The 26,091-nt window shown below is 64.0% G+C and carries 26 protein-coding genes; 10 read left to right on the top strand and 16 right to left on the bottom strand.

Annotation, left to right across the window (positions count from 1 at the left end; all coding sequences use genetic code 11):
- The first annotated feature begins 8 nt into the window (after nucleotides 1-8).
- The 9 genes from M0D67_RS19450 (at nucleotide 9) to M0D67_RS19410 (ending at nucleotide 8,788) form a co-directional block, all read left to right on the top strand.
- Nucleotides 9-767, top strand: a complete 759-nt coding sequence (locus M0D67_RS19450; RefSeq protein ID WP_168435777.1) for a DUF3106 domain-containing protein — start codon at nucleotides 9-11, stop codon at nucleotides 765-767.
- A gap of 13 nt (nucleotides 768-780) precedes the next feature.
- Nucleotides 781-1,302, top strand: coding sequence for an RDD family protein (locus M0D67_RS19445; protein WP_168435776.1), 522 nt, complete (start codon nucleotides 781-783; stop codon nucleotides 1,300-1,302).
- Between the two features lie 190 nt (nucleotides 1,303-1,492).
- Complete coding sequence (locus M0D67_RS19440) at nucleotides 1,493-2,434, top strand: UDP-2,3-diacylglucosamine diphosphatase (protein WP_154562269.1); 942 nt, start codon at nucleotides 1,493-1,495, stop codon at nucleotides 2,432-2,434.
- Between the two features lie 30 nt (nucleotides 2,435-2,464).
- Nucleotides 2,465-3,496, top strand: a complete 1,032-nt coding sequence (locus M0D67_RS19435; RefSeq protein ID WP_154562267.1) for a glycosyltransferase family 1 protein — start codon at nucleotides 2,465-2,467, stop codon at nucleotides 3,494-3,496.
- Nucleotides 3,497-3,516: 20 nt separating this feature from the next.
- Nucleotides 3,517-4,152, top strand: coding sequence for a diacylglycerol kinase (locus M0D67_RS19430; RefSeq protein ID WP_154562265.1), 636 nt, complete (start codon nucleotides 3,517-3,519; stop codon nucleotides 4,150-4,152).
- A 231-nt stretch (nucleotides 4,153-4,383) separates the two neighbouring features.
- Entirely contained in the window at nucleotides 4,384-5,109 is a 726-nt protein-coding gene (locus M0D67_RS19425; protein WP_054034977.1) for a TetR/AcrR family transcriptional regulator, read from the top strand.
- A gap of 2 nt (nucleotides 5,110-5,111) precedes the next feature.
- On the top strand, nucleotides 5,112-5,696 hold the full coding sequence (locus M0D67_RS19420) for a TIGR00730 family Rossman fold protein (RefSeq protein WP_154562263.1): 585 nt from the start codon (nucleotides 5,112-5,114) through the stop codon (nucleotides 5,694-5,696).
- A 95-nt stretch (nucleotides 5,697-5,791) separates the two neighbouring features.
- Complete coding sequence (locus M0D67_RS19415) at nucleotides 5,792-6,538, top strand: SDR family oxidoreductase (RefSeq protein ID WP_154562261.1); 747 nt, start codon at nucleotides 5,792-5,794, stop codon at nucleotides 6,536-6,538.
- Between the two features lie 252 nt (nucleotides 6,539-6,790).
- Nucleotides 6,791-8,788 carry a glycosyltransferase family 39 protein gene (locus tag M0D67_RS19410; RefSeq protein WP_154562259.1) on the top strand — a complete coding sequence of 666 codons (1,998 nt, stop codon included), beginning with the start codon at nucleotides 6,791-6,793 and terminating at the stop codon, nucleotides 8,786-8,788.
- A 50-nt stretch (nucleotides 8,789-8,838) separates the two neighbouring features.
- On the opposite strand, the gene M0D67_RS19405 is transcribed toward M0D67_RS19410, so the two are convergent.
- The 15 genes from M0D67_RS19405 to M0D67_RS19335 form a co-directional block, all read right to left on the bottom strand.
- A complete protein-coding gene (locus tag M0D67_RS19405) occupies nucleotides 8,839-9,444 on the bottom strand; it encodes a DUF924 family protein (protein ID WP_266239412.1) in 606 nt (201 codons plus the stop codon).
- The gene (locus M0D67_RS19400) at nucleotides 9,437-9,850 is read right to left on the bottom strand and encodes a group II truncated hemoglobin (RefSeq protein ID WP_154562255.1); all 414 of its coding nucleotides are present in this window, start codon (nucleotides 9,848-9,850) and stop codon (nucleotides 9,437-9,439) included. The genes M0D67_RS19405 and M0D67_RS19400 overlap by 8 nt, the downstream gene beginning before the upstream one ends.
- Before the next feature lie 28 nt (nucleotides 9,851-9,878).
- On the bottom strand, nucleotides 9,879-12,368 hold the full coding sequence (locus M0D67_RS19395) for an ABC transporter permease (protein ID WP_154562283.1): 2,490 nt from the start codon (nucleotides 12,366-12,368) through the stop codon (nucleotides 9,879-9,881).
- An 83-nt stretch (nucleotides 12,369-12,451) separates the two neighbouring features.
- Nucleotides 12,452-13,063, bottom strand: coding sequence for a DUF4126 domain-containing protein (locus tag M0D67_RS19390; RefSeq protein ID WP_054034982.1), 612 nt, complete (start codon nucleotides 13,061-13,063; stop codon nucleotides 12,452-12,454).
- Nucleotides 13,064-13,322: 259 nt separating this feature from the next.
- On the bottom strand, nucleotides 13,323-13,643 hold the full coding sequence (gene sugE, locus M0D67_RS19385; RefSeq protein WP_154562253.1) for a quaternary ammonium compound efflux SMR transporter SugE: 321 nt from the start codon (nucleotides 13,641-13,643) through the stop codon (nucleotides 13,323-13,325).
- A gap of 153 nt (nucleotides 13,644-13,796) precedes the next feature.
- Nucleotides 13,797-14,495: a two-component system response regulator KdpE gene (gene kdpE / locus M0D67_RS19380; RefSeq protein ID WP_063495267.1), complete on the bottom strand. Its 699-nt coding sequence runs from the start codon at nucleotides 14,493-14,495 to the stop codon at nucleotides 13,797-13,799.
- Entirely contained in the window at nucleotides 14,488-17,322 is a 2,835-nt protein-coding gene (locus tag M0D67_RS19375) for a DUF4118 domain-containing protein (RefSeq protein WP_266239411.1), read from the bottom strand. Before M0D67_RS19375 ends, kdpE begins: the two co-directional genes overlap by 8 nt.
- Before the next feature lie 137 nt (nucleotides 17,323-17,459).
- Entirely contained in the window at nucleotides 17,460-18,038 is a 579-nt protein-coding gene (gene kdpC, locus M0D67_RS19370) for a potassium-transporting ATPase subunit KdpC (RefSeq protein WP_154562249.1), read from the bottom strand.
- 30 nt (nucleotides 18,039-18,068) lie between these two features.
- The gene (gene kdpB / locus M0D67_RS19365; protein WP_154562247.1) at nucleotides 18,069-20,153 is read right to left on the bottom strand and encodes a potassium-transporting ATPase subunit KdpB; all 2,085 of its coding nucleotides are present in this window, start codon (nucleotides 20,151-20,153) and stop codon (nucleotides 18,069-18,071) included.
- Between the two features lie 68 nt (nucleotides 20,154-20,221).
- Nucleotides 20,222-22,027, bottom strand: coding sequence for a potassium-transporting ATPase subunit KdpA (kdpA, locus tag M0D67_RS19360; protein WP_154562245.1), 1,806 nt, complete (start codon nucleotides 22,025-22,027; stop codon nucleotides 20,222-20,224).
- Nucleotides 22,024-22,116 carry a K(+)-transporting ATPase subunit F gene (kdpF, locus tag M0D67_RS19355; RefSeq protein WP_154562243.1) on the bottom strand — a complete coding sequence of 31 codons (93 nt, stop codon included), beginning with the start codon at nucleotides 22,114-22,116 and terminating at the stop codon, nucleotides 22,024-22,026. The genes kdpA and kdpF overlap by 4 nt, the downstream gene beginning before the upstream one ends.
- The gene (locus tag M0D67_RS19350) at nucleotides 22,113-22,226 is read right to left on the bottom strand and encodes a hypothetical protein (RefSeq protein WP_054035137.1); all 114 of its coding nucleotides are present in this window, start codon (nucleotides 22,224-22,226) and stop codon (nucleotides 22,113-22,115) included. Before M0D67_RS19350 ends, kdpF begins: the two co-directional genes overlap by 4 nt.
- Nucleotides 22,227-22,397: 171 nt before the next feature.
- Entirely contained in the window at nucleotides 22,398-23,372 is a 975-nt protein-coding gene (locus M0D67_RS19345; protein WP_154562281.1) for a quinone oxidoreductase, read from the bottom strand.
- Nucleotides 23,373-23,425: 53 nt separating this feature from the next.
- The gene (locus tag M0D67_RS19340; protein WP_154562241.1) at nucleotides 23,426-23,815 is read right to left on the bottom strand and encodes a methylglyoxal synthase; all 390 of its coding nucleotides are present in this window, start codon (nucleotides 23,813-23,815) and stop codon (nucleotides 23,426-23,428) included.
- Nucleotides 23,816-23,891: 76 nt separating this feature from the next.
- Nucleotides 23,892-24,674 carry an SDR family oxidoreductase gene (locus tag M0D67_RS19335; RefSeq protein ID WP_154562239.1) on the bottom strand — a complete coding sequence of 261 codons (783 nt, stop codon included), beginning with the start codon at nucleotides 24,672-24,674 and terminating at the stop codon, nucleotides 23,892-23,894.
- A gap of 236 nt (nucleotides 24,675-24,910) precedes the next feature.
- Here M0D67_RS19335 and upp point away from each other — a divergent pair, with 236 nt between their 5' ends.
- A complete protein-coding gene (gene upp, locus M0D67_RS19330) occupies nucleotides 24,911-25,561 on the top strand; it encodes a uracil phosphoribosyltransferase (protein WP_011487457.1) in 651 nt (216 codons plus the stop codon).
- 63 nt (nucleotides 25,562-25,624) lie between these two features.
- Here the strand turns inward: upp and M0D67_RS19325 are convergent, their stop codons facing one another.
- Nucleotides 25,625-26,047, bottom strand: a complete 423-nt coding sequence (locus M0D67_RS19325) for a type II toxin-antitoxin system HicB family antitoxin (RefSeq protein ID WP_154562237.1) — start codon at nucleotides 26,045-26,047, stop codon at nucleotides 25,625-25,627.
- Between the last annotated feature and the right edge of the window lie 44 nt (nucleotides 26,048-26,091).

Raw genomic sequence — 26,091 nt, 5'->3', positions numbered from 1 at the left:
TTCTTCGGGTGAGTTACAAGCGCGGCTTGGCCGTTGTTTTCGGATGCGCGATCGCGGCCCTGGTGTCGTTTGCCGCGACGTATCCGCGCTTTTATCCGAGCCCGTCGACCGCCAATGCGCCTGCCGCAGGCGGCAACGCAACCGCCAAGACACCCGCGCCTACGCTCGCCGTCGAACTGCCCGGCCTGTCCGGCAACAATAGCCCGATGGCGTGGTCGCGCCTGAACTCGGCCGAACACCTTGCGCTCGCGCCGTTCGCCGGCGTCTGGGATTCCTTCAGTGACGAACGCAAGCGAAAATGGATCAAGATCGCGGCGCGTTATCCGAAGTTATCGCCTGATGCACAAAAACGCCTGCATGACCGAATGACTGAATGGGTGCGCATGACACCCGATCAGCGGCGCGTTGCACGCGAGAACTACCAGGTGTCGAAGGAGTTGCCGCGCGAAACCCGCCAGAACGCATGGAAGACTTATCAGCAATTGCCGGAAGAGCAGAAGGAGCGACTCGCCGCGAGCGAGCGTAAGCGGCGACCGAGCGTCGTAAGCGCGCCGCCGTCCGGCAAGTCCGAGATCAAGGGCCTGGACCGTCTGGTCAATGCCCGCGAGCATGGCGCGAGCGGCGCCGCAGCGGCGAGTGCCGCGGCTGCCGCTGCATTGCCGAGCCCGGCCGTTACGCCGGCGATTCCGGCTGCGGGCAGCTTCGTGCCCGCCACGCCGGTGCCGGTTTCGCCGGCCGAGGCGCCGTCGATCTTCAACGGCTCCTGATCCGCGCCCCACTGTGTCCCAACCGCTCGCCACCTCGACACTGCCCGCCAAATCATCCGGCACCGCGCCTACCGTTCGCCGGCGCCTCGCCGCGCTGCTCTACGAAGCCGTGATCCTGTTCGGCGTCGTGTTCATCGCCGGCTATCTGTTCAGCACGTTGACTCAGCAGCGCAACGGTCTCACCCATCACAACCTGCTCGCAGTGTGGATCGGCCTCGTGGTTGGTCTGTATTTCGTCTGGTTCTGGACCCATAGCGGCCAGACGCTGCCGATGAAGACCTGGCGCCTGCGCGTCGTCGCCGCTAACGGCGCGCCGCTGTCCACGGGCCGGGCGATCGTTCGTTACGTACTGGCGTGGCTGTGGTTTTTGCCGCCGCTCGCGCTGCATCCGTTGCTGGGCCTCGCCGTGCCGCAGACGCTGGTGATCGCCGCGATCTGGTTCGTACTGTGGGCCGCCATCGGCCGCTTCGATTCGCAGCGTCAATTCCTGCACGACCGCCTCGCCGGTACCCGCGTCATTAGCGTCGCACACTGAGCAAACTGGCCGCCTCGCAATTCACCCCGCCGCGTCCGCGGTTCGCGTTCGCTTGACTGCGGTTGCCGCTCGCCGCAGCCCTGGTCTGCACCCCCTTCTCCCGACACAGTAATAAGAACTTCTCGTGACTGTCACGGCACGGTCACGCGCGACTGGCGCAATACGGGCACCGCAACTCGACGCGTGAGCCATGGACCCCAAAACGTCCGCGACTTCCCTGTTCCGCCAGACCGGCCCGAGCGTCGACCCTGTCGCGTTCCGCCCGGAACCCAACCCTAGCCACGGCTTGCCGTTGCCTGTGCCGTCGCTGCCGCTCGACGCACAAGCCGGCCATCACGACGACGACCACGCTGAACCACACCGCTATCGCACCATCTGGCTGTCCGACATCCACCTCGGCTCAAGCGGTTGTCAGGCGCCGTATCTCCTCGACTTCCTGCGTCACAACGAGTCGGAATACCTGTACCTCGTGGGCGACATCATCGACGGCTGGCAGTTGAAAAAAGGCTGGTACTGGCCGCAGGCGCACAACGACGTCGTGCAGAAGGTGCTGCGCAAAGCACGCAAAGGCACCCAGGTCATCTACGTGCCGGGCAATCATGACGAAGCCGCGCGACAGTTCTGCGACCTCGCTTTCGGCGACATCCACGTGCGCGGCGAAGCCTTCCACACGACGCTCGCCGGCAAGCGCCTGTGGATCGTGCACGGCGATCTGTTCGACGGCGTGATCCAGCACGCGAAGTGGCTCGCCTATCTCGGCGACACGCTCTACACGATGATCCTGATCCTGAACCGCTGGTTCAACCGGATCCGCAGCCGACTCGGCTTTCCGTACTGGTCGCTGTCGCAATACCTGAAGCATCAGGTGAAGAACGCAGTGAATTTCATTTCGTCCTTCGAGCGCGTGATGACCGACGAAGCACGCCGCCGCGGTTGCGACGGCGTGGTCTGCGGGCACATCCACAAAGCCGAAATCCGCGACATCGACGGCGTGCTGTATTGCAACGACGGCGATTGGGTCGAAAGCCTGTCGGCACTCGTCGAGACGTATGAAGGCGAACTCAAGGTGATCTACTGGACCGTGATGCGCGCACCGGAAGTCGGCGTGCAAAAGGCCCGGGCGACCGCGTAGTCCCTCTCCACTTCTATTGGGCCGAAACCGATGAAGATCATGATCGTCACCGATGCATGGGAACCGCAGGTCAATGGCGTCGTGCGCACGCTGAAGAACACCACGCGCGAACTCACCACGCTCGGCCACCAGGTCGATCTGCTGACGCCGCTCGAATTCAAGACGATTCCGTGCCCGACCTATCCGGAGATTCGCCTGTCGCTGCTGCCGCGTCGCAAGCTCCATCAACGCATTGACGAATTCGCGCCCGACGCGCTGCACATCGCCACCGAAGGCCCACTCGGCATGGCCGCACGCTCCTATGCGATCAAGCACAAGCTGCCGTTCACGACCGCTTATCACACGCGCTTTCCCGAATACGTGCAGGCGCGTTTCGGCATTCCGATCGCGGCCACCTACAAGTTTCTGCACTGGTTCCACAAGCCGTCTCTGGCGGTGATGGCGCCCACGCCCGTGGTCAAGGCTGACCTCGAAAAATTCGGCTTCACCAACGTGGTGTTGTGGACTCGCGGCGTCGACCTCGACATCTTTCACCAGATGGACTCGAAGGTTCTCAACACCGCGCGGCCGATCTTTCTGTACGTGGGACGTGTAGCCGTCGAGAAGAACGTCGAGGCGTTTCTCAAGCTCGATCTGCCCGGCTCGAAGTGGGTGGCCGGCGAAGGCCCGGCGCTCGCCGAACTGAAATCGCGCTATCCGCAAGCGAATTACCTGGGCGTGCTGACGCAAGCCGAACTGGCCAAGGTCTACGCGGCCGCCGACGTATTCGTGTTCCCGAGCCGCACCGATACCTTCGGACTCGTGCTGCTCGAAGCGCTGGCCTGCGGCACGCCGGTCGCGGCGTATCCGGTGACCGGCCCGATCGACGTGCTCGGCGACGGCGGCGCGGGCGCCATGCATGAGGACTTGCGCGAGGCTTGCCTCGAAGCGCTGAAGATCGAGCGCAGCCATGCGCGCGCGTGGGCCGAACGCTTCTCGTGGGCAGCCGCGTCCGAGCAGTTCGCGGCGCACCTGAAGCCGCTGCCGCGCACGTCGTATAGCGAGGAAAGCGCCGCCGCGTGAAGCGACGCGCCGAGCCGTTTATGCGAACCCGAAACTCCACCGCCGCACGCGCGTCGAAAGGCGCGCTGCGCGCTGTCGACACCGAAGCCGCCGGCATCGAACCGTTCGACGATGTGAGCGAGCACGGCATGCCGAATCATGTCGATCACGCGAATGGTTTTCACGGCATGAACGGTGCAAGCCTTGGGGGTCTCTCGAACCCCGAGAGCGAGCCGCACAACGAACCGCTCAGCCCCGACGATCCATTCGCGCCGCTCCCCTTCAATCCGTACAAGGGCAATCGCGGCGTGACCCGCGCGTGGCACGCGATGAAAAATTCGCTGGCCGGGTTTCGCGTGGCGATCCGCGAGGAAAGCGCGTTTCGCCAGGAGCTCACGCTCGCCGCAATTCTGATTCCGTGCGGCGTGCTGGTGCCCGTCGATCCCGTGTCGCGCGTGTTGCTGCTCGGCTCGGTACTGCTGGTGCTGATCGTCGAATTGCTGAATTCGAGCGTCGAGGCGGCCATCGACCGGATTTCGCTTGAGCGCCACGAGTTGTCGCGCCGTGCCAAGGACCTCGGCAGCGCTGCGGTCATGGTCGCGCTCGGCATGTGCGTGATGACGTGGGGACTGATCGTCGGGCCGCTCCTCGTGCATTGGGTCAAAGCGTGGTTCTGAGCGCGGCTATGGAATTCACCCCGAAGCACCGCCTGACGCCCTTTCCCGGCGTCCCAAAGAATGAAAACCCTGAGTATCCGTTTGGTATAAGAACGGTCGGTTTATAATCGTCCGACAGTCTTACGGGAAACCGCTGAGGCGCTCAATCAAAATACCAACCACGTCCGGGTGGATCACGCTAGAGCGGCAAGCCGCCACGCGCCCAGCCCGGCGTAACCAGGGCCGGACGACATGGAAGCCAAACCTCCCCGCCGCACCCGCGAACGGATACTCGAACTATCGTTGAAGCTGTTCAACGAGATCGGCGAGCCGAACGTCACGACGACGACGATCGCCGAGGAAATGGAAATCAGTCCAGGCAACCTGTACTACCACTTCCGCAACAAAGACGACATCATCAACAGCATTTTCAGCCAGTTCGAGCAGGAGATCGAAAAGCGTCTGCGCTTTCCCGACGACCACCGCGCGACGATCGACGAGATGTGGTCGTACCTGCAGTACATGGTCGATTTCACCTGGCGCTATCGTTTCCTGTATCGCGACCTGAACGATCTGCTGGCGCGCAACCGCACGCTCGAGACGCACTTCAAGCAGATCATCAGCCACAAGGTGCGCTTTGCAAGCCAGTTCTGCGAGCAACTCGTGGCCGACGGCGAAATGGTCGCCACGCCCGAAGAACTGCACGTGATCGCCACCAACGTCGGCGTAATCGGCACGTACTGGCTGTCGTATCAGTTCGTGATGAATCCGCGCAAGTACAACGAGCAGGAAACGATTCGCGCGGAACTGCATCAGGTGAGCGTGCAGATCGTCTCGCTCATGGCGCCTTATCTGCGCGGCCGCTCGCGGCAGATTTTCGACGACCTCGTCTCGGGCAAGCTGCCCAAGCGCGAGTTCTATGACTACCTGCCGCCGAAAGAAGGCGCCGCGCCCCGCAACGAACCGAAGGACGTTTGAGTATGAAGTCGGTGTGTGTGTATTGCGGCTCCTCCGACGGAGCCAGACCGTTGTACGCCAAAGCCGCGCGTGCTTTCGGCCGCGCACTGGTGCAGGCCGATCTCGCGCTGGTCTATGGCGGCGGCAAGGTCGGCCTGATGGGCGTGATCGCCGATACCGTGATGGCCGAAGGCGGCCGCGCAATCGGCGTGATTCCGGAGTTGCTGGTCAACAAGGAAGTCGGCCATAACGGGCTGACCGAGCTGCATGTGGTGCCTGACATGCATCATCGCAAGAAGATGATGGCCGACCTGTCCGACGCATTCGTCGCGATGCCTGGCGGCGCGGGCACGCTCGAAGAGCTGTTCGAGGTCTATACGTGGGCGCAGCTCGGCTATCACCAGAAGCCGGTGGCACTGCTGAATATCGACGGTTTCTACGATCCGCTGATCGCACTCCTCAAGCACACGGTAGACGAAGGTTTCATGCGGCAGACCTATTTCGACATCCTGCAAAGGGATGCCGATCCGGTCGCGCTGATCGACAAGCTGCAACGCTATAAACCGCCTGCCAGCGACAAATGGGCCGTCAAACGCGACGCCGTTTGATCACCGATTGATCGCCGCCAGGCGCGCTTCTTCAACTGCCTGAACGAACACCCGCCGCACGCTCCCGCGGCCCCCGCCCGAACGATGAGGTTGCAATGACGAAAGCCGTTCTGATCACCGGTGGCAGCCGCGGCATTGGCCGTGCGACCGCGCGTTTGCTGGGCGCGCGCGGCTGGTCGGTCGGCGTGAATTACGCGCGGAATCTCGCGGCCGCGCAGGACACCGCTGCTGAAGTGGAACGCGCCGGCGGCCAGGCGTTGCCGATTGCCGGCGACGTCGCCAGTGAAGCCGACGTGATCGCGATGTTCGACGCGCTCCTGCAAAAGTTCGGCCGGCTCGATGCGCTCGTCAACAATGCCGGGATCGTTGCGCCTTCGAGCCAGCTCGCGGATATGGACCTCGCGCGCCTGAAACGCATGTTCGACGTCAATGTGCTCGGCGCGTATCTGTGCGCACGCGAAGCCGCGCGCCGGATGTCGACAACTCGTGGCGGCGCGGGTGGTGTGATCGTGAACATCTCGTCGGCGGCCTCGCGTTTGGGTTCGCCGAACGAATACGTCGACTATGCCGGCTCGAAGGGCGCCGTCGACACCATGACGATCGGCCTCGCCAAGGAACTCGGCCCGCAGGGCGTGCGCGTGAACGCGGTGCGCCCCGGCCTGATCGATACCGAAATCCACGCCAGCGGCGGCAAGCCCGAGCGCGCCGCCCAGCTCGGCGCGACCACGCCGTTGGGCCGCCCCGGCAGCGCCGACGAAGTCGCCGAGTCGATCGTCTGGTTGCTGAGCGATGCCGCCTCGTACGTGACGGGCGCACTGCTCGACGTCGCCGGCGGACGCTGAATACCGCTCTTCTGTTCCCGCGGCCGGCAGCTTCGCACGGCCGCCTTCTCCTTTCCCGACCCCGATTCCCGTCAATTTGACGAGGAATCGGCGCAATCTGTTCGGCTGACCGCGATATTCCGTGCTTTTTCTGTAATCGGCCGTAATAAACTCGGACTACAATCGCAGCGTTCGCATGCAACCGCATGCGAACGCATAGCCAAAGCATAAGTCCGCGGCCCACGTCGCCGCGTACGGCGATCAGAGATTCCAATGTACGAAAAGCCATCCGCGCCCTGGCGCGCGGGGAAGGTCGCGATTGCGACGCCAGCGCCGGCCGGCCCCGCCGACGGCGCACCGGACACGCATCCCGGCTCGGCACACGTTGCCGAATCCGGCGCCGCCTGGCCATCCGACCATACTGCGGCGGCCGAAGCCGCAGCGCCCGCAAGGCCCGCCGGCCCTGCCGGCCCCACGGAACCCATCGCTCCGGGTCCCGCTTCGCGCGGCGCCCGGCGCTTGCGCGCGCTCACGGCGGCCCGTCCGTTGATGTGGCTGGCCGCGCTGGCGATCCTGTGCGCGTGGCTCCTGCCTGGCACCTTGGGCCATGAGCCATGGAAGCAGGACGAGACCTACACGTTCGGGATCATCCAGCACATGCTCGACACCGGCGATCTGGTCGTGCCGACCAACGCCGGCCAGCCCTTCGTCGAAAAGCCGCCGATCTACGACTGGGTCGCCGCCGGCCTCGCGTGGATGTTCGGCCGCTACCTGCCTTTGCATGACGCCGCACGCCTCGCGAGCGCGCTCTTCGCCGGACTGACCGTCTACTACACCGCACGCGTCGCCCGCCGCGCGGTGGCCGCCTCGAGCTGGCTCGATATCCGTGTGATCGGCACGCTGGCCTTGTTCGCGAGCACGCTCGTCATCATCAAGCACGTGCACGACATGATGACCGACGTCGCGCTGATGGCCGGCGCCGCGATCGGCTTTTGCGGACTATTCGAACTCGTCCTCGTGCATCTGCGCGACGACGCGCGCCTGCTAAGGGGCGATGCACGCCGCCGGCGTCACGCGATTCTGAGCGGCGCGGCGATGTTCGGTGCGGGCGTGGGCCTGTCGTTGCTGGCCAAGGGCCTGTTCGTGCCGCTCGTGTTTGGCGCCACCACCGTCGCAGTGCTGGTGCTGTATCCCGCCTGCCGCACCCGCAGCTTTGCAGGAGCGCTCGGTATCGCCGCGCTGATCTGCGCGCCCTTCGCGCTGATCTGGCCGATCTGTTTCTATCTGCGCTCCGAAGCGCTCTTCAAGGTCTGGCTGTGGGACAACAACATCGGCCGCTTCTTCGGCTTTTCGGTGGCGGAGCTCGGCTCTGAAAACGAAAGCCGTCTGTTCGTGCTGCGCACCGTGCTGAGCGTCGGCTTTCCGGTCGTACCGCTTGCATTGGCCGCGCTCGCCGGCGGCGGATGGCGCCGCTGGCGCGATCCGCGTGTCGCTCTCCCGGTGATTTTCGCGGGCACCGGTTTCGCCGTACTGCAAAGCTCGGCAACGGTGCGCGAACTGTACATCCTGCCGTTCATCGCGCCGCTCGCCCTGGTGGCGATGCAAGGTATCGAAAAGCTGCCGCGGCGTCTTCACGCAGGCTGGGACATGGCAAGCCGCGTGCTGTTCGGCAGCACGGCCGCGCTCGCGTGGATCATCTGGTCGATCATGAGCGATCCGGCCAACACGCATGCGTCGCTGCACCGGCTCGGCCGCTGGTTGCCGCTCGACTGGGTGCTGCCGGTCAAGCCAGGGCTGATCGCGGCCGCGCTGCTGATGACACTCGGCTGGCTGTGGCTCCTGCCACTCTTCAAATACACCGGCAAATGGCGCGGTGTGCTGAGCTGGTGTGCGGGCGCGATTCTCGCGTGGGGATTGGTGAGCACGCTGCTGCTGCCGTGGCTCGACTACGCGAAGAGCTACCGCTCCGTGTTCGAAAACCTCGGCGCCAGGATGAATATCGAATGGAACGATGGGGATTGCATGGCCAGCAAGGGGCTCGGCGAATCCGAAGCGCCGATGTTGTACTACTACACCGGCATCGAGCATCAGCCGACCGCGAACACCGCGGCGACCGAGTGCACGTGGCTAATCGAACAGAGCCGCCGTGACAATGCGCGCGCTCCGGCAGGCGATTGGCGGCTGTTCTGGTCGGGTGCGCGCCCAGGCGACACCGACGAGCTGTTGCGGGTATTCGTGCGGACGCCGGCAACGCCCGCGCGCGGCGAGTAGCACGTGGCGTGCAGATTGCACCTGCCTGCGCCTGCACGTTGCCGTTACGCCTAGAACGACGAGCCGGGTTCTTTCAGGAAAGCCGTTTCTTCATCCGTCGACTGGCGCCCAAGCAGCGCATTGCGATGGGGAAAGCGTCCGAAACGCTCGATGATTCTGGCGTGCCTGACCGCGGAGGAATAGTAGGACGCACCGCCCGGTTCCGCCTTCAACTGTTTGAACAGGCGCAACGATTCGTGCTGGCTGGCAAGCGTTTCGTCGTGCTCGAACGGTAGATACGCGAACGCGCGGTGATGCGCGGTCGGCAACAAGAGATCGGCGCCGCTGGCAATTATCTGTTGCGCGATGCGCAACGCCTGATGATCGCCAGCGAAAGCGCGCGGCGTATTGCGGTGGCAATTGCGGGAAAACTGATCCAGCACGATGACGAGCGCCAACGCGCCGAGCGGAGTCTCTGTCCAGCTATCGAGTGACCCTGTGCGCGCAGCATCGATAAGTGCCCCGAAACGTTCCAGCAGCAGCGCATCGAAGGCGGCGTCGCGGGAGAACCAGAGCTTGCGCGCCTCACCGAAGGTGGGCGAATGCGGGGCGCCGAACCAGCAATCCAGGACCGCGCGCGCCTCTGCTGCTTCCGGCTCCGCTACCCGCTCAACCATTGCGATTGCGCATCCAGTCCGCAGTCTCGAAGAACGACGCCAGCAAGCGCTCCCTCAACGCCTCGGAAAGCCCAACGTCTTCCATCGCCCACGCCATGCAGCGAAGCCACTGATCCCGCTCGCTGGACGCGATCGGAAACGGCATATGTCGGGCCCGCAACCGCGGATGACCGAAGCGGCTGATGTAATGATCGGGACCGCCCATCCATCCGCACAGGAACCAGAAGAACTTGTCGCGCGAGCCATCAAGTGACTCGGGATGCAAAGCGCGAATCCCGGCGAATTCCGCTTCGAGATCCATCAAGTCATAAAACCGGTCGACCAGTTCGCGCACGCGCGCTTCACCGCCCACCAGTTCGAAGGCCGTCGGCTGTGCCGCGGACACTTCGTCGTTAAGATCGCTCATACCCAATCACAAAAACAGGAAAGAAAAATTACGCATCTCGCAGCGATTGCAAGGCCGGCCGCGCCAGCACGTGCCGCAAGCTGAGCCAGCCACCCACGCCCGCGCAGGCGATGCCGGCTGCGATACCCGCCGGCAACAACCACGGATCGAACGCCAGATAAAACTCGAACACACGCGTCGCCAGTTGCCAGCCGATCACCTGCGCACCGAGCGCCGCCATCAACCCCGCCAGCGCGCCAACCGCCACGAACTCGGCGACCTGCACCGCACGCACCTGGCGATGCGAGGCCCCCAGCGCGCGCAGCAGCGCGGATTCTCGCATACGCTCATCGCGGGTGCCGGCAAGCGCTGCGTAGAGCACCAGCACGCCGGCTGCGAGCGTGAACGTGAACAGGAACTGCACCGCGCCGATCACCTGCTGCAGGACGCGCTGCACCTGCGCCAGAATCGGACCGGTGTCGATTGCCGTGAGGTTCGGGTAGGCGGCGATCAGCCCGTCGATGGTCGATTGCTTGTCGGGCGGTAAATGGAAGCTCGTGATGAACGTCGCCGGAAAATCCTGCAAGGCCGCCGGTGGCATCAGCACGAAAAAGTTGACCTTGAACGAGCCCCAGTCGAGCTTGCGCACGCTCGTCACCGGCGCATCGATCTGCAGACCCGTCACGTCGAAGCGCAGGGTATCGCCGGGCTTCACGTTGATCAGCTTCGCGAGCCCCTGCTCGATCGAAATCTGCGGTGTCTTCGTGTCGCCATACCACGTGCCGGCTGAGAGGCGGTTGTCGTCGGGCAGCTCGGTCGTGTACGACAGATTGAATTCGCGGTCGACGAGACGCTTTGCGTCGTCGCCCTTGAATGAATCCGGATTGACAGGCTTGCCGTTGATCGCAAGCAGCCGGCCGCGCACCATCGGCGCGAGCACTGTGCCGGGCACGCCGTGCGTGCCCAGATATTGCGTGACGGCTTCGCGCTGGTCGGGCTGGATGTCGATGACGAATTCGTTCGGCGCATCAGGCGGCGTCGATTTGCGCCAGCCGGCCACAAGGTCGTTGTGCGTCATCGCGATCAGCAACAGGCACATCAGACCGATGCCGAGCGCGGTGATCTGCAACGCGCTGGCGCCGCTGCGCCGCTCCAGCGACGCCAGCGCGTAACGCCAGCCGATTCCGGCATTCACGCGCTCGCTGCGCACGACACGCGACGCACCCCACAACGCCAGCCGAGCGATGCACGCGAACACCAGCAGTCCGCCGGCGAAGCCGCCCGCTACAATGCCGCCGAGCTTCAACTCGCCCGCCGCGACGATCAGGAGCGCGGCGAACAGCACAATGCCAAGCGCGTAAGCGGCCCAGGCAGTGCGCCCCGCTTCGCCCCATTCGCGGCGCAGCACGCGCACCGGCGGCACGCGCGTCAACGGCAACAGCGGCGGCAACGCGAACCCGAGCAACAACACGAGACCGGCTGCGATACCTTCGAGCGCTGGCCATGCGGTTGGATACGGCAGCACGACGTCGATCAGACTGCCGAGCCACGTCAGCAACGCCATATGCCCCAGGTAACCGAGCGCCACGCCGAGCGCGCCACCGATCAAACCCAGCCCCACGAATTCAAGCGTGAACAGCGTGCGCAGTGTGGCTTGACTGACGCCAAGACAACGCATCGCCGCGCAGCCGTCCAGATGCCGGCGCATATACCGGTGCGCGGCCATGGCGATCGCCACCGCCGCGAGCAACGCGGTGAGCAGCGAGACCAGCGTGAGGAAGTGGCTCGCGCGGTCGAGCGTCTGACGCACCTGCGGCTGACCGTCCTGCAACGACTCAAGCGCAACGCCGCGCATCTTGCCGCCGTCCACCTTGTCGTGTGCGAATTGCGCGAAGCGCGCCACCGACGCATCCGAACCCGCCACCAGCAAGCGGTAAGTCACGCGACTGCCGAAGGTGATGAGGCCGGTCGACTGGACATCGTCGGCACGCAGCATCAAACGCGGCGAAAAATTGACGAACGAGAAGCCACGATCGAGTTCGCGGGTAATCATCGCGCCGATCGTGAAGCTGCGGGACCCGACCTTCACCGCATCGCCGACATGCAGCTTCAGCGCGTCGAGCAATGCCTGATCGACCCATACCGTGCCAGGTGCCGGAATCGATTGGGTGGGATGGTCCGCTGCGCCCGGCGCTGGAGCAATCCGCAACGCGCCGCGCAGCGGATAACCCGGCGACACCGCCTTGATAGCGGCCAGCCGCGAGACCGGCTGCGCGCCGGTCGAGTTGATCATGCTGGGAAAGATCGCCGTGCTCGCGGTGTTCAGACCGAGCGCGCCGGCTTGCTGCGCGAACTGCGGATCGACCGGATGATCGGCGCGGACGATGAAATCAGCGGCGATCATGCGCCGTGCATCGCGCTCGAGTCCCTGATGCAGACGGTCAGCCAGAAAGCCGACACTCGACAGCGCCGCGACGGCCAGCACCAGCGCCAGCAGCAGCATCGTCAGTTCGCCGGCGCGCCAGTCGCGCGCCGTCATGCGGATAGCCTGGCGCAACAGATCCATACTGCCCAACCGGCGCGCTGCCTTGGCGCGCGCCGTTACCCCGAGTCCCGTATCGCTCAATCGTGCCTGCTCCTGGCAAAGCGCGACACCATGTGCGTCGCCATCCCGCGAAAACCGCCCTGCACCCCGCGCCACAGCCGCGGCAACGCCCAGGCGGCCAGCATCAGGAAGCCCACCATCAAGACCAGGAACAGAAGGGGTACGAACAGTGCGAGCAGCATGCCGCCGAACACGAGACCGTCTTCAGCGGTCGAGGTCACGACATTCGACACCGGTTCCGGCGACAGATTGATCAGCGCGCGCGTGCCCGCTTTGGCCAGATGCGCGGTGCCCGCCAGCGTGCCGCCTGCGAGCGCGGCGACCGTCAGCAGCGCAGGATCGGCATGGCCGAGCGCACCAGCCGCCAGCACGGCGCCGGCGGGAATGCGGATAAAGGTATGGATCGCGTCCCATAAGGAATCGAACGCGGGGATTTTGTCGGCGAGAAATTCGGTGACCGTCAGTACACCGGCGACACCGATTACCCACGGCGAAGACAGCGCGGACAGCGTATCGGGAAGATGGATGAAGCCGAGACGTGCGAACACGCCGGCCAGCAGGACTGTCAGATAGAGGCGCAGACCGCTGCCCCATGAGAGGCCCGCAGCGAGCGAAAGTGATTCAAGCATGGCCGCCTCCAGGCGCGCTGTGCGTGCCGGGCGCTTCGACGGGCATTGGAAAGGGAGCCGCCGCACCGAAGTCGTCAGACCCGCGCCAAGCCGGCCGCGCCAAATAGGCCGCGGGCAAATTCAGGTTGGATTCGATCTCATTATAGCCACGTTAATTCGCAGAACGCAGAGCGACTAACAAATGGCGGACTCTAATGGCAGGTGGTTGGCGCACTGTTTGAGCGCATGCGGACACGATATTCGGGTCCGCCAACAGGGCTCAATGCCCGGACGACAGCTTCAATCCGATCAATCCGATCACGATCAGCGCCGCGCTCGCCACCCGCGCGACCGTCACGGCCTCGCCCATCATGACAATGCCGAAGATGAATGCGCCGACCGCGCCGATCCCCGTCCACACGGCGTAGGCCGTGCCGAGCGGCAACTGGCGCATCGCCATGGCGAGCAGAACGAAGCTGCCGAGGGCGGTCACGATCGTGAACACGGACGGCCAGAGCCGGGTGAAACCTTCGGAGGTTTTGAGACCGGCCGCCCATGCGACTTCAAGCAAACCGGCAATCAACAGAAGAATCCAGGACATGAGACAGCTCCATGGTCAGATGGGGCCGTCCCCGTTTGTAGCAGTGCGCAAGGTCGTCCTTACGAACTGTAATTATATCAAAATAGCGTGCCACCTTGCTGCGGCGACGAGCCGCAAAGGCGCGCAACGGCGCGGCGGACCCCTCGGGCAGGCTCAAACCGCGCCCACCAGCCGGTATCCCACGCCGGTTTCCGTGACGATATGCTCCGGCTGCGCCGGGTCGCGTTCGAGTTTCCCGCGCAAGTGCGCCATATAGATACGCAGATAGTGATGGCTCTCCACATGCGACGGCCCCCACACGTCGCGCAGCAATTGCCGGTGCGTCAGCACGCGGCCGGCGTGGCGCACCAGTGTCGCGAGCAGGCGGTATTCGATCGGCGTGAGATGGACGGCCACGCCGTCGCGGCTCACCTGACGCAAGGCCAGATCGACCGTCACCGCGCCGAAGCGCACCAGCGGCGATTCATTGGCGCCGCCCTGATTGCGGCGCCGCATATGCGCGCGGATCCGCGCCAGCAGTTCGGAGACGCCGAACGGCTTGGTGAGGTAATCGTCCGCACCGGCATCGAGCGCGGCAACTTTCTCGGTTTCCTGGGTGCGGGCCGACAGCACGATGACCGGCAGCTCGCTCCAGCCACGCAGTTCGCGAATCACGTCGAGACCGTCGGTGTCGGGCAGGCCGAGATCGACGATGACGAGATCAGGCTTGCGCGTTGCGGCTTCGACGAGACCTTGTTTGCCGGTCTCGGCGTCGTGCACAACGATGCCCTCGCCTTCCAGCGCGGTTCGCACGAAGCGGCGAATCTGCTTTTCGTCTTCAATCAGGACGACTGTGATGCTCGGGTCACTCATGGCTAGGCTTGGAACGCGGGTTAAGAGTTGAGTCGAGGTCCGGCAAGGCATCGGCGCCTTCGTCTTCCAGCGCATCCGGTGCTTCGGGCGGCGTTTCCACCGGCAGCGTGAACCAGAAGCGCGCGCCTTCGACGCGGCCGTCCGCGGACATCCGATTGAGCGCGCCGATTGTACCGCCGTGCGCTTCCACGATTGCGCGGCAGATCGCGAGGCCGAGGCCGATGCCCGGCTTGGCCGACTCTTTCTCGCCGCGCGTAAATTTCTCGAACACACGCGCTTCCATGCCGGCCGGCAGACCCGGTCCGTTATCGTCGACGGCGACGCGTACGAACGACTTGCCGTCCGCGTCGAGACGTTGCGCGCCGATCGTCAGGGGCGTGTCCGGTGGTGTGTACTTGGCAGCGTTCTCGAACAGGTTCGAGAAGAGCCGCTCCATCAGCACCGCATCAAGGTGCAGCAGCGGCAAATCCGCGGGCAGCTTCACCTGTACGGGATGATTGGCCAGCACGCGCTTGCAGGCCCGCAACGCGGCGCCCACCGTTTCTTCGAGGAGCGTCCACTGCTGATTCAATTGCAGGCTGCCGGCCTGCAAGCGCGCCATGTCGAGCAGATTGGTGACGATGCCGGTCATGCGTAGCGCTTCTTCGTGAATGGCTTCGACGAGATCGTCGCCCGGCTGCGTACCGGGATGCGCCTCGCGCGATTGCGCCAGCATCGACGAGAAGCCGACGATCGTCGTCAACGGCGTACGCAGGTCGTGCGAAATCGCCGAGAGGAGCGAATTGCGCAAGCGCTCCGATTCCATATTGACGAGTGCATCGCGTGCGATGTCGACGTAGTGCACACGCTCGAGAGCCAGCGCGATTTGCGCGGCGAACGCGTCGAGCATGCGTTGCTGCTCGGGCACGTCCAGCTCGCGCTCGTCGCGCATCACGACCGCAAGCACGCCCCGTGTGCGCATCGGCGCCTTCAGCGGCAGATACAGCGCGGCGGCGGCCGGCAGCGTATCGGTGCCTTGCCCGGCAGGCTTCTGCTGGTCGTAGACCCATTGGCCGACGTCGATATCGAGCATCTCGCCTTCGAGCGTGATCGTCGCGTCGGGGTCCTCGATCTTCTGTTTCACCTGATCGACGCTGTCCGGCAACAGAATCGCGACGCGCGCGCCGAACACTTCGCTCACATGCCGGCTGCCGATGCCCACGATCTGCTCCATGGTGAGCGCCGCCGCCAGCTCACGCGCCATCGCATACATTGCGCCGGTGCGTTGCTCCCGACGCCGCGCAACACTCGCCTCGCGGCGCAAGCTCGACGTGAGATGGCTGATGACGAGCGACGTCAGCAGCATGCCGAAGAAGGTCAGCAGGTACTGCGTATCGGACACCGACAGCGACATGCGCGGCGGCACGAAGAAGAAATCGAATGCCGCCACGCTCATGAACGACAGCACGACGCCCGGCCCGCGTCCCAGCTTCACGGCGGTGAAGATCACGCCGAGCAGGTACAGCATGACGAGGTTGGTCAGATCGATATGATCGATCAACTGGCTCGACAGCAGCGTAATGGCCGCGCAAATCGCCAGCGCGAAACCATAAGCGCGCGGCGGCGAACGGCGTTCGCGCGCCGTGCTCAGCGCCTCGCGCCACGCGTTGGCGGTGGTGTTCAGTAAGTGGCGATGTTCAGCGGCATCACGTTCCGACGACGCGCGAATCAGCGTGAGATCGAGATCGCCCGCGCGTTCGGCGATGCGCTCACCGAGCGGCCGGCGCAGCCAGCGCTTGAGACCGGTGCGCGCCGACGCGCCGGCCACCAGCTTCGAGACGTTGCGAGCCTGCGCGTAACCGATCAGCGCGGCGACCGCATCGGTGCCGGCGAGCGTCGCGGTTTCGGCGCCGAGTTCGGCGGCGAGCTTCAAGGCGTTCAGCGTGCGTTCGCGGCGCGCGTCGGGCAAGCGCTGCAGCGCGGGCGTTTCCACATAGACGGCGATCCAGTCGGCCTTCAGGCTGGCGGCGAGACGCGCCGCCGCGCGCACCAGCATCGGTGCTTCCGGGCCGGGGCCGACGCACACCAGCAAGCGCTCGCGCGCCTGCCAGATCCGCTGGATCGAACGATCGGCGCGATATTCCCGCATCTGCGCATCGACGCGATCGGCGGTACGGCGCAATGCCAGCTCGCGCAACGCGATCAGGTTGCCCTTGCGAAAGAAGTTGCGCACCGCGCGCTCGGCCTGCTGCGGCAAATACACCTTGCCGTCGCGCATCCGGTCGAGCAGTTCCTCGGCGGGCAGGTCGACCAGCGTGACTTCGTCCGCGCGATCGAACACGCGGTCGGGCACCGTCTCCCAGACGCGGATGCCGGTGATCTGGCCGACCACGTCGTTCAGGCTTTCGAGGTGCTGGACGTTGACCGTGGTGTAGACGTCGATGCCTGCGTCGAGCAGTTCGTAGACGTCCTGCCAGCGCTTCAGATGCCGCGCGCCCTGCACATTCGAATGCGCGAGTTCATCGACGAGAATCAGTTGCGGCTTGCGGGCGAGCGCGGCGTCGAGATCGAACTCGCCGAGCTTGCGGCCGCGATACTCGATATGCGCGAGCGGCAGCACGTCGAGGCCTTCGAGCAGCGCAGCGGTTTCGCTACGACCATGCGTTTCGGCGATGCCGACCACCACGTCCGCGCCTTCATCGGCACGGCGCCGCGCGGCCTGCAACATCGCATAGGTTTTGCCGACGCCTGCCGACGCGCCGAAGAAAATCTTCAGTCTGCCCCGCTGACGCTTTTCTTCGTCGCGTTGCAGTTTGTCGAGCAGTTCGTCAGGATCGGGGCGGTTCATGCTCAATGGTTTTCATAGTAAGGCGAGCGATAGTGCATGCATGGTGGCACGGCAGCGGCCGCGCCGCAAATGGCGAAGGCGGCCCCGCATGGACGCCGCCTCCTCGAATCATAGCCATCAACAGCGCTTGCTAGCGCTCAACCTTGTTTCATCTCATCGAGCGCCAGATTCAGTTGCAGCACGTTCACGCGCGGTTCACCGAAAATGCCGAACTGGCGGCCGCTCGTATAACGATCGACCAGTGCCTGCACATCGTTGGCGGCGAGCTTACGCGCTTTGGCGACGCGTTCGATCTGATACGCGGCGGCCGCCGGGCTGATCTCAGGATCGAGACCACTGCCCGAGGACGTCACCAGGTCGACCGGCACCGGCTGCGACATATCCGTGCCGGCAGCCTTCAACGCGTCGATGCGGCCTTTGACTTCATCGAGCAACGCCGGGTTGGTCGGGCCGAGGTTCGAACCGCCCGAGCCTTGCGGGTTGTACGGCATCGGGCTGGTGGCCGACAGACGGCCCCAGAAGTATTGCGGCGCATCGAATTGCTGGCCGATCAACTTCGAGCCGACCACCTTGCCGTTCTGCTCGAGCATGCTGCCGTTGGCCTGATTGTTGAAGGCCGCCTGACCGACCGCGGTCATCACGGCGGGATAAGCGAGGCCGGTGACGGCGGTCAGCACCGCGAAGATCACGATTAACGGACGGAACAGATTTTTCATGATGAGTAATTCCTCTTAAACAGCCGCTGCTCAGACCCAGCCGAACGCGGCCAGCACCATATCGATCAGCTTGATGCCGATGAACGGCACGATGATCCCGCCCAAACCATAGATCAGCAGATTGCGGCGCAACAGGATCGCCGCGCCCAGCGCGCGATAACGCACGCCCTTGAGCGCCAGCGGAATCAGCAGCACGATGATCAGCGCGTTGAAAATCACCGCGGACATGATCGCCGAAGCCGGCGTGGCCAGATGCATCACGTTCAGCGCGTTCAGTGCCGGATAAGTGGTCGCGAACGCAGCCGGGATGATCGCGAAGTACTTCGCCACGTCGTTCGCAATCGAGAACGTGGTGAGCGAGCCGCGCGTCATCAGCATCTGCTTGCCGATCTCGACGATCTCGATCAGCTTGGTCGGATTCGAATCGAGGTCGACCATGTTGCCGGCTTCTTTCGCTGCCTGCGTGCCGGTGTTCATCGCCACCGCGACGTCAGCCTGCGCGAGCGCCGGAGCGTCGTTGGTACCGTCGCCGGTCATCGCCACCAGACGGCCTTCGGCCTGATGCGAACGGATCGTGGCAAGCTTGGCTTCCGGCGTGGCTTCGGCGAGGAAATCGTCGACGCCTGCTTCTGCTGCGATCGCTGCTGCGGTCAGGCGGTTGTCGCCGGTCACCATGATGGTCTTGATACCCATCTTGCGCAGTTCGGCGAAGCGCTCCTTGATACCACCCTTCACCACGTCCTTCAGCTCGATCACGCCGAGCACGCGGGCGCCCTGCTCGCCTTTCTCGGCGACCACCAGCGGCGTGCTGCCGCGACGTGCGACTTCGGCCACTGCCGTGCTGACTTCGTTCGGGAAACGGCCGCCATTTGCTTCGACGTAGTTCTTCACTGCGTCGGCCGCGCCCTTACGGATTTCACGACCCGGCAGATCGACACCGCTCATCCGCGTTTGCGCGGTGAAGGCGAGGAATTCAGCGTGAAGCGAGGCCATATCGCGCTGACGGATATTGAAGCGTTGTTTGGCCAGCACGACGATGCTGCGGCCTTCCGGCGTTTCGTCAGCGAGCGACGAAAGCTGGGCAGCATCTGCCAGCGCTTCTTCGGTCAAGCCCGGCGCCGGCACGAACTGCGATGCCTGGCGGTTACCGAGCGTGATCGTGCCGGTCTTGTCGAGCAGCAACACGTCGACGTCACCTGCGGCTTCAACAGCACGGCCCGAGGTGGCGATCACGTTGGCCTGCATCATGCGGCTCATACCGGCCACACCGATCGCCGACAACAGTCCGCCGATGGTGGTCGGAATCAGACACACCAGCAGCGCGACCAGCGCGGTAATCGTGACCACGTGACCGGCTTTTGCAGCTTCGACGGAGAACATCGAGAACGGCAGCAGCGTGGCGGTCGCCAGCAACATCACGATGGTCAGCGCGACCAACAGAATCGTCAGCGCGATTTCGTTCGGCGTTTTCTGACGCTTGGCGCCTTCGACCATCGCGATCATGCGGTCAAGGAAGGCTTCGCCCGGATTCGCCGTGACACGCACGACGATCCAGTCCGACAGCACGCGCGTGCCGCCCGTCACCGACGAAAAGTCGCCGCCCGACTCGCGGATCACCGGTGCGGATTCACCCGTGATCGCCGATTCGTCAACCGACGCAACACCGTCGATCACTTCGCCGTCAGCCGGAATCACGTCGCCGGTTTCGACCAGCACAACGTCGCCTTTACGCAGATCGGACGCCGTCAGAATGCGGATCGGCGACTTCGGATGCGGCTCGTTGAGCTTCTTGGCCATCACGTCTTTCTTCGCGCTGCGCAGCGACGCTGCCTGGGCCTTGGAACGGCCTTCGGCAAGCGCTTCCGCGAAGTTCGCGAACAGCACCGTGAACCACAGCCACAAGGTGACCGCGAGAATGAAGCCCGCGGGCGCCTCCGCCTGACCGCCGAGCGCGGCGATCCACAAAATGGTCGTCAGAATACTGCCGACGTACACGCAGAACATCACCGGGTTACGGAACTGCGTGCGCGGCGTGAGCTTCTTGAAGGAGTCCACGATCGCCGGGCGCAGCAGCGCCGGGTCGAACATGGACCTGGTTGCATTATGTTCAGTCATTGAATCCTCGAATTTCCCGTTTGCGCCTGTTCACTCGTTGGTCGCTGGTGTCATGTCAACGGGCCGCCTCAATGGGCGCCCATCATCATCAGATGTTCGACACCAGGTCCGAGCGCAAGCGCAGGCACATAAGTCAGCGCACCGACCAGCAGCACCGTGCCCAGCAGCAGCACGACGAACAGCGGGCCATGAGTCGGCAGCGTGCCGCCGGTCACACCGATGCGCTTCTTCGAAGCCAGCGAACCGGCAATCGCCAGCACCGGAATGATCGTGCCGAAGCGGCCGAACCACATCGCGATGGCCGTGAGCCAGTTGTAGAACGGCGTGCTCACCGTCAGGCCTGCGAAGGCGCTACCGTTGTTATTCGCGGCCGAGCTGAACGCGTAGAGGATTTCGGAAAAGCCGTGCGCACCGGGGTTAGCGATGCCCGCTTTACCCGCATCAGTCAGTACCGCGATCGACGTGCCCACCAGCACCAGCAGCGGCGTGAGCAGCACCACGATCGACACCATCTTCATCTCGTACGCTTCGATCTTCTTGCCGACGTATTCAGGCGTACGACCGATCATCAGGCCTGCCACGAACACGGCCAGCAGTGCGAACACGAGCATGCCGTACATACCGGAACCCACGCCGCCGAAGATCACTTCGCCGAGTTGCATCAGCAGCATCGGGTAGAGGCCGCCGATCGGCGTCAGCGAGTCGTGCGTGTTGGCTACAGCGCCGCACGAAGCCGCCGTTGTGGCGACCGTGAAGATGCCCGACTGCGCGATACCGAAGCGCGTTTCCTTGCCTTCCGCATTACCGCCCGACTGCATCGCATTCGCCGATTGATCGACGTGCAACGCGGTCAACGCCGGATTACCCGATTGTTCCGCGCCGATTTCGCCGAACACGCATACGCCGAAAGCGATCGTCATCGCCGCGAGCACGGCCACGCCCTGCTTGCGGTCCATGATCATCCGGCCGAATACGAGCGCCAATGCCGCAGGAATGATCAGGATCGAGAAGATCTGCACGAAGTTCGAGAACGGCGTCGGGTTTTCGTACGGATGCGCCGAGTTGCCGTTAAAGAAACCACCACCATTGGTGCCGAGCATCTTGATCGCTTCCTGCGACGCAACCGGGCCCATCGCGATGGTCTGCGTCTTCACCGGCGTATCGACCGTCACCGGATTGCCCTTGGCGTCCTTCAGCGGATTGCCTTGTGCATCGAGCTTCGGGGCGGCGTACGTGGTGGTTTGCAACGTCGGCACGTCCTGATACGACTTGAAGTTCTGGATCACACCCTGGCTCATCAGCAACGCAGCGATGATCGCCGACATCGGCAGCAACACATAGAGCGTCACACGCGTCAGGTCGACCCAGAAGTTGCCGATGGTTTTCGCGGTGTGACGCGCGAAGCCGCGAATCAGCGCGATCACCACCACAATGCCGGTGGCGGCCGAGAAGAAGTTCTGGACGGTGAAGCCGAGCATCTGCGCGAGATAGCCAACGGTCTGCTCAGGCGTGTAATCCTGCCAGTTCGTGTTGGTCACGAAGCTGACCGCTGTATTGAACGCGCCGTCGACCGTCATCGGGCCGAACTGCTGCGGGTTGCCCGGCAACCAGCCTTGTACGCGCAGCAACACGTAAAGAAACAGCGTGCCGAGCGCGTTGAACGCGATCGTGGCGATGGCGTAGTGCTTCCAGCTCATCTCCGTCGACGGATCGACACCCGCGATGCGATACAGCAGACGTTCGATAGGACCGCCGAAACGGACCACGCGCGAGCTGCCATCCATCACATTGCTCAGATAGCGGGCCATCGGCACCGCGGCTGCCAGCAGCACGACGATGAAAAAGCCCGCTTGCAGGACATTGTTCGAGTTCATTCAATGTCCTCCGCGCGCAACAGCGCATAGACCAGGTACATAAACAGCAGCGCGGTAGCCGCACCGGACAACCAGAGAATCCAGGTCATGAGCGAGCTCCCTGGCCACGCCGGAACTGCATCAACTTCTCGCAGCCGGCAATCAACGCAAAGGTCAGCGCGAAAAACAGCACCATCCCCCCGACATACAGCACATCCATTTTTATTCCCCATTCACGGACTTTGGATAGGTGCAACGTTATGCCGATCCGCGTAAAGGGCTGGTCAAAGATCTGAGATGGGATGTAAAAATCGCGTAAACGGAAAAGGCCGTTCCATCGTGGGATGGAACGGCCTTGTGGCGCTGGGTGTGGGTTTGCGGTCTTTCGCGTTTACGGCAACAGAATCGTCGAACCCGTGGTGCGGCGCCCTTCAAGATCCGCGTGCGCCTTCCCGACCTCAGCCAGCGCGTAGCGCTGATTGATGCTCGCCTTCACCTTGCCCGACACCAGCACGTCGAACAGCTCCGAGGACATCGCCTCGTAGTCGCTGCGTTTGGCGATATAGGTGAAGAGTGTGGGGCGCGTAAAGAACAGCGAACCGCGTCCTGCAAATTCCGACGAATCGATCGGCGGCAACGGTCCCGAGGCATTGCCGAAGCTCACGAACAATCCAAGAGGCGCAAGGCAATCGAGCGAGCCCGTAAACGTGTCTTTACCGATCGAGTCGTACACCACCGGCACACCCGCGCCGTTGGTGATCTCGCGCACACGCTTGGTGAAGTTTTCGCGCGTGTAGACGATGGGGTGGTCGCAGCCGTGTGCTTTGGCGATCTCGGCTTTCTCGTCGGAGCCGACCGTGCCGATCACCGTTGCGCCGAGCGCCTTCGCCCACTGGCAAACCAGCAGACCGACGCCGCCGGCCGCGGCCTGAATCAGGATTGTGTCACCGGCCTTCACCGGATACGTGCGGCGCAGCAGATATTGCGCGGTCAGCCCTTGCAGCATGACGGAGGCCGCCTGCTCGTCGCTCAATGCGTCCGGCACCTTGACGACTTGCGCCGCCGGCAGCACGCGCGCCTGGGCATAGGCGCCAGGCGGACGCGCCACGTACGCCACGCGATCGCCCGCTTTGAGACCGGTCACGCCTGCGCCGACCGCCGTCACTTCACCGGCCGCTTCCATGCCGAGGCCACCGGGCAACGGCAACGGATACAAACCCGTGCGGAAATACACATCGATATAGTTCAGGCCGACCGCAGTCTGCTTGATGCGAATCTCGCCCGCACCCGGCTCGCCCACTTCGACGTCGACCCATTTCATTACCTCGGGGCCGCCGGTTTTGTCGAAACGGATTGCTTTGACCATCATGTCTCCCTGGTTTGTGGTTTCGATTGATCTTGAAACACCACCGCGTTCGCCTAGACCCGCTGCGTGAAGCGCAAGGTCAGTACGTCGAGAATCATTCGCGCGGTCGAAATATTGGTGGCGCATGGAATGTTGTGAACGTCGCAGGCACGCACCAGCGCGTTGATATCCGGTTCGTGCGGCTGCGGCGTCATCGGGTCGCGCAGGAAGATCACCATGTCCACCCGCCCTTCCGCAAGCTGCGCGCCGATCTGCAGGTCGCCGCCGTGCGGGCCGGACAACATGCGCTCGACCGTGAGGCCATGCGCGTCGCCAATGCGCGTGCCGGTCGTGCCGGTCGCGACGATCTCGCAGCGCCTGAGCGTATCGACGTATTCGCCGGCCAATTTGACGATGTCGTCTTTCTTGTGATCGTGCGCGATCAGCGCAATGCGGGTGCTCATGACGTAAGACTCCTGAAACCGTTGTGATTGTCGTTGTTGTAGTGAAGGTGCTGCTGGTGCGTCAGAACGTACGCGCTCAGAACGTACCGGGGTAGGCGCCGCCGTCCATCAGCCAGTTCTGCCCAGTGATGTAGCCGGCATGCACGCTGCACAGGAACGCACAGGCGCGGCCAAATTCCTCACGCGTGCCGAAACGGCCGGCGGGGATCGTCTTCATGCGCTGCTTGCGCGCGTCGTCGACGGAAATGTGTTGCGCGTTGGCTTGCGCGGTGAAGGTGGTGGCGATGCGGTCGGTGTCGAACAGGCCCGGCAGCAGGCTGTTGATCGTCACGCCCGAGGCGGCTACCTTGCTGCGCGCCAGTCCCGCAATGAAACCGGTCAGCCCCGAGCGCGCACCGTTGGACAAGCCGAGCACGTCGATCGGCGCCTTGACCGCCGAGCTCGTGATGTTGACGATGCGCCCAAAGCCACGCTCGCTCATCCCGTCGATGGTCGCGCGGATCAGCTCGATCGGCGTCAGCATGTTGCTCTCCAGCGCGCGAATCCAGTCTTCGTGCGTGAAGTTGCGGAAGTCGCCCGGCGGCGGGCCGCCCGCGTTGTTAACCAGAATGTCCGGCTGCGGACAGGCGGCAAGCGCCGCGGCGCGTCCTTCGGGCGTGGTGATGTCGCACGCCACCGTTTTCACTTCGACGCCGCTTTGCTTGCGAATCTCGGCGGCGGTCGCCTCCAGCGTCTCAGCCGTGCGCGCGACGATCGTCAGGTTGACGCCTTCGGCTGCCAGCGCTTCCGCGCAGCCGCGCCCCAGACCCTTGCTGGCCGCGCAAACCAGCGCGGTGCGTCCTGCGATTCCCATGTCCATGTGCCTATCCTCATGACGTACTCGTGGCGCGGGGATGGTCCCGCGGTTGCCCAATCGTGGCAAAGAATCCCCCGATTCTAGAAGAATCGGTGCCGGACTGCGCCGGGCCACTGCAATCTCCGGTATCTTCCGGCGCCACTCTTTCGGTAAACTTGCGCCGTGGCGCTCCCGCCTGCCGTTTTCAGGCCGTGCGGAGCGCCAAACCGATCCCTCTAGCCGCCGCTTGCGCCCCCGCCATGACCCAGGACAGCCGTTTCCCCAATCTTTTCATCCTCGATCACCCGCTGATCCAGCACAAGCTGTCGCATATGCGCGACCGGGACACCTCGACTCGCACGTTCCGCGAACTGCTGCGCGAGATCACGCTGCTGATGGGCTACGAGATCACCCGCAATCTGCCGATGACGACGCGCCGCCTCACCACGCCGCTGGTCGAGATCGACGCACCGGTGATCGCCGGCAAAAAACTGGCGATCGTGCCGGTGCTGCGTGCCGGCATCGGCATGTCGGACGGCCTGCTGGAACTGGTGCCGTCGGCGCGCGTGGGCCACATCGGGGTGTATCGCGCCGAAGACCATCGCCCGGTCGAGTATCTGGTGCGCCTGCCGGATCTGGAAGACCGCGTGTTCATTCTGTGCGATCCGATGGTCGCGACCGGTTACTCGGCCGTGCACGCGGTGGACGTGCTCAAGCGCCGCAACGTGGCCGGCGAGAACATCCTGTTCCTCGCGCTGGTGGCCGCGCCGGAAGGCGTGCAGGTGTTCCAGGACGCGCATCCGGACGTCAAGCTGTACGTGGCGTCGCTCGATTCGCACCTGAACGAACACGCGTACATCGTGCCGGGTCTCGGCGACGCAGGCGACCGCCTGTTCGGCACGAAAAACTGACAGCGGGCTGAAGAAAGCAGCGGGGCGGCGCGCGCAACGCGCCGCCACCACTCGATTTGCACGCTACGCCGGCACAATCGACAGTTCGAGACGCTTGCCAAGCGCGGCCAGCGCCGACGCGATGGTGTCGATCTTCGTGACGTGCCCAAGGTCAATGACGCGCTGGATATCCTGTGCACGCGTATGAAGACGCCTCGCCAATTCGGAAGGCGACACCTTTTGCGCGAGCATTTCGTTGAGCAGCAGCACTTTCGCGGCCAGGCTCGCTGGCAGCTCGACCAGTTCTTCGCCCCGTCGCGCTTTTGACGGCAACGGAACTTGCCGCTTGTCTTCGAAGTAAAAGTCCATCGCCGTCGCCAGCGCGTCGGCCGCCATTTCGCGTGCCTCTTCGAGCGTTGCGCCCGAGGTCAACGCCTCCGGAATATCGCGGAAGGAAACGGTAAAGCCAGCTTCGTCTGCTTCGATGCGGGCGGGATAGCGAAACATAGGTAACTCTCCGTGGTCCCTTGACGGGAAAAGTCTGGGCGGTG

Origin of the sequence: Paraburkholderia sp. SECH4 (genome assembly GCF_030511745.1) — a bacterium.
Taxonomy (GTDB): Bacteria; Pseudomonadota; Gammaproteobacteria; order Burkholderiales; family Burkholderiaceae; genus Paraburkholderia; species Paraburkholderia madseniana.
The sequence above is the reverse complement of the archived record's forward strand: the minus strand, read 5'-3'. Positions and strand labels throughout refer to the sequence as shown.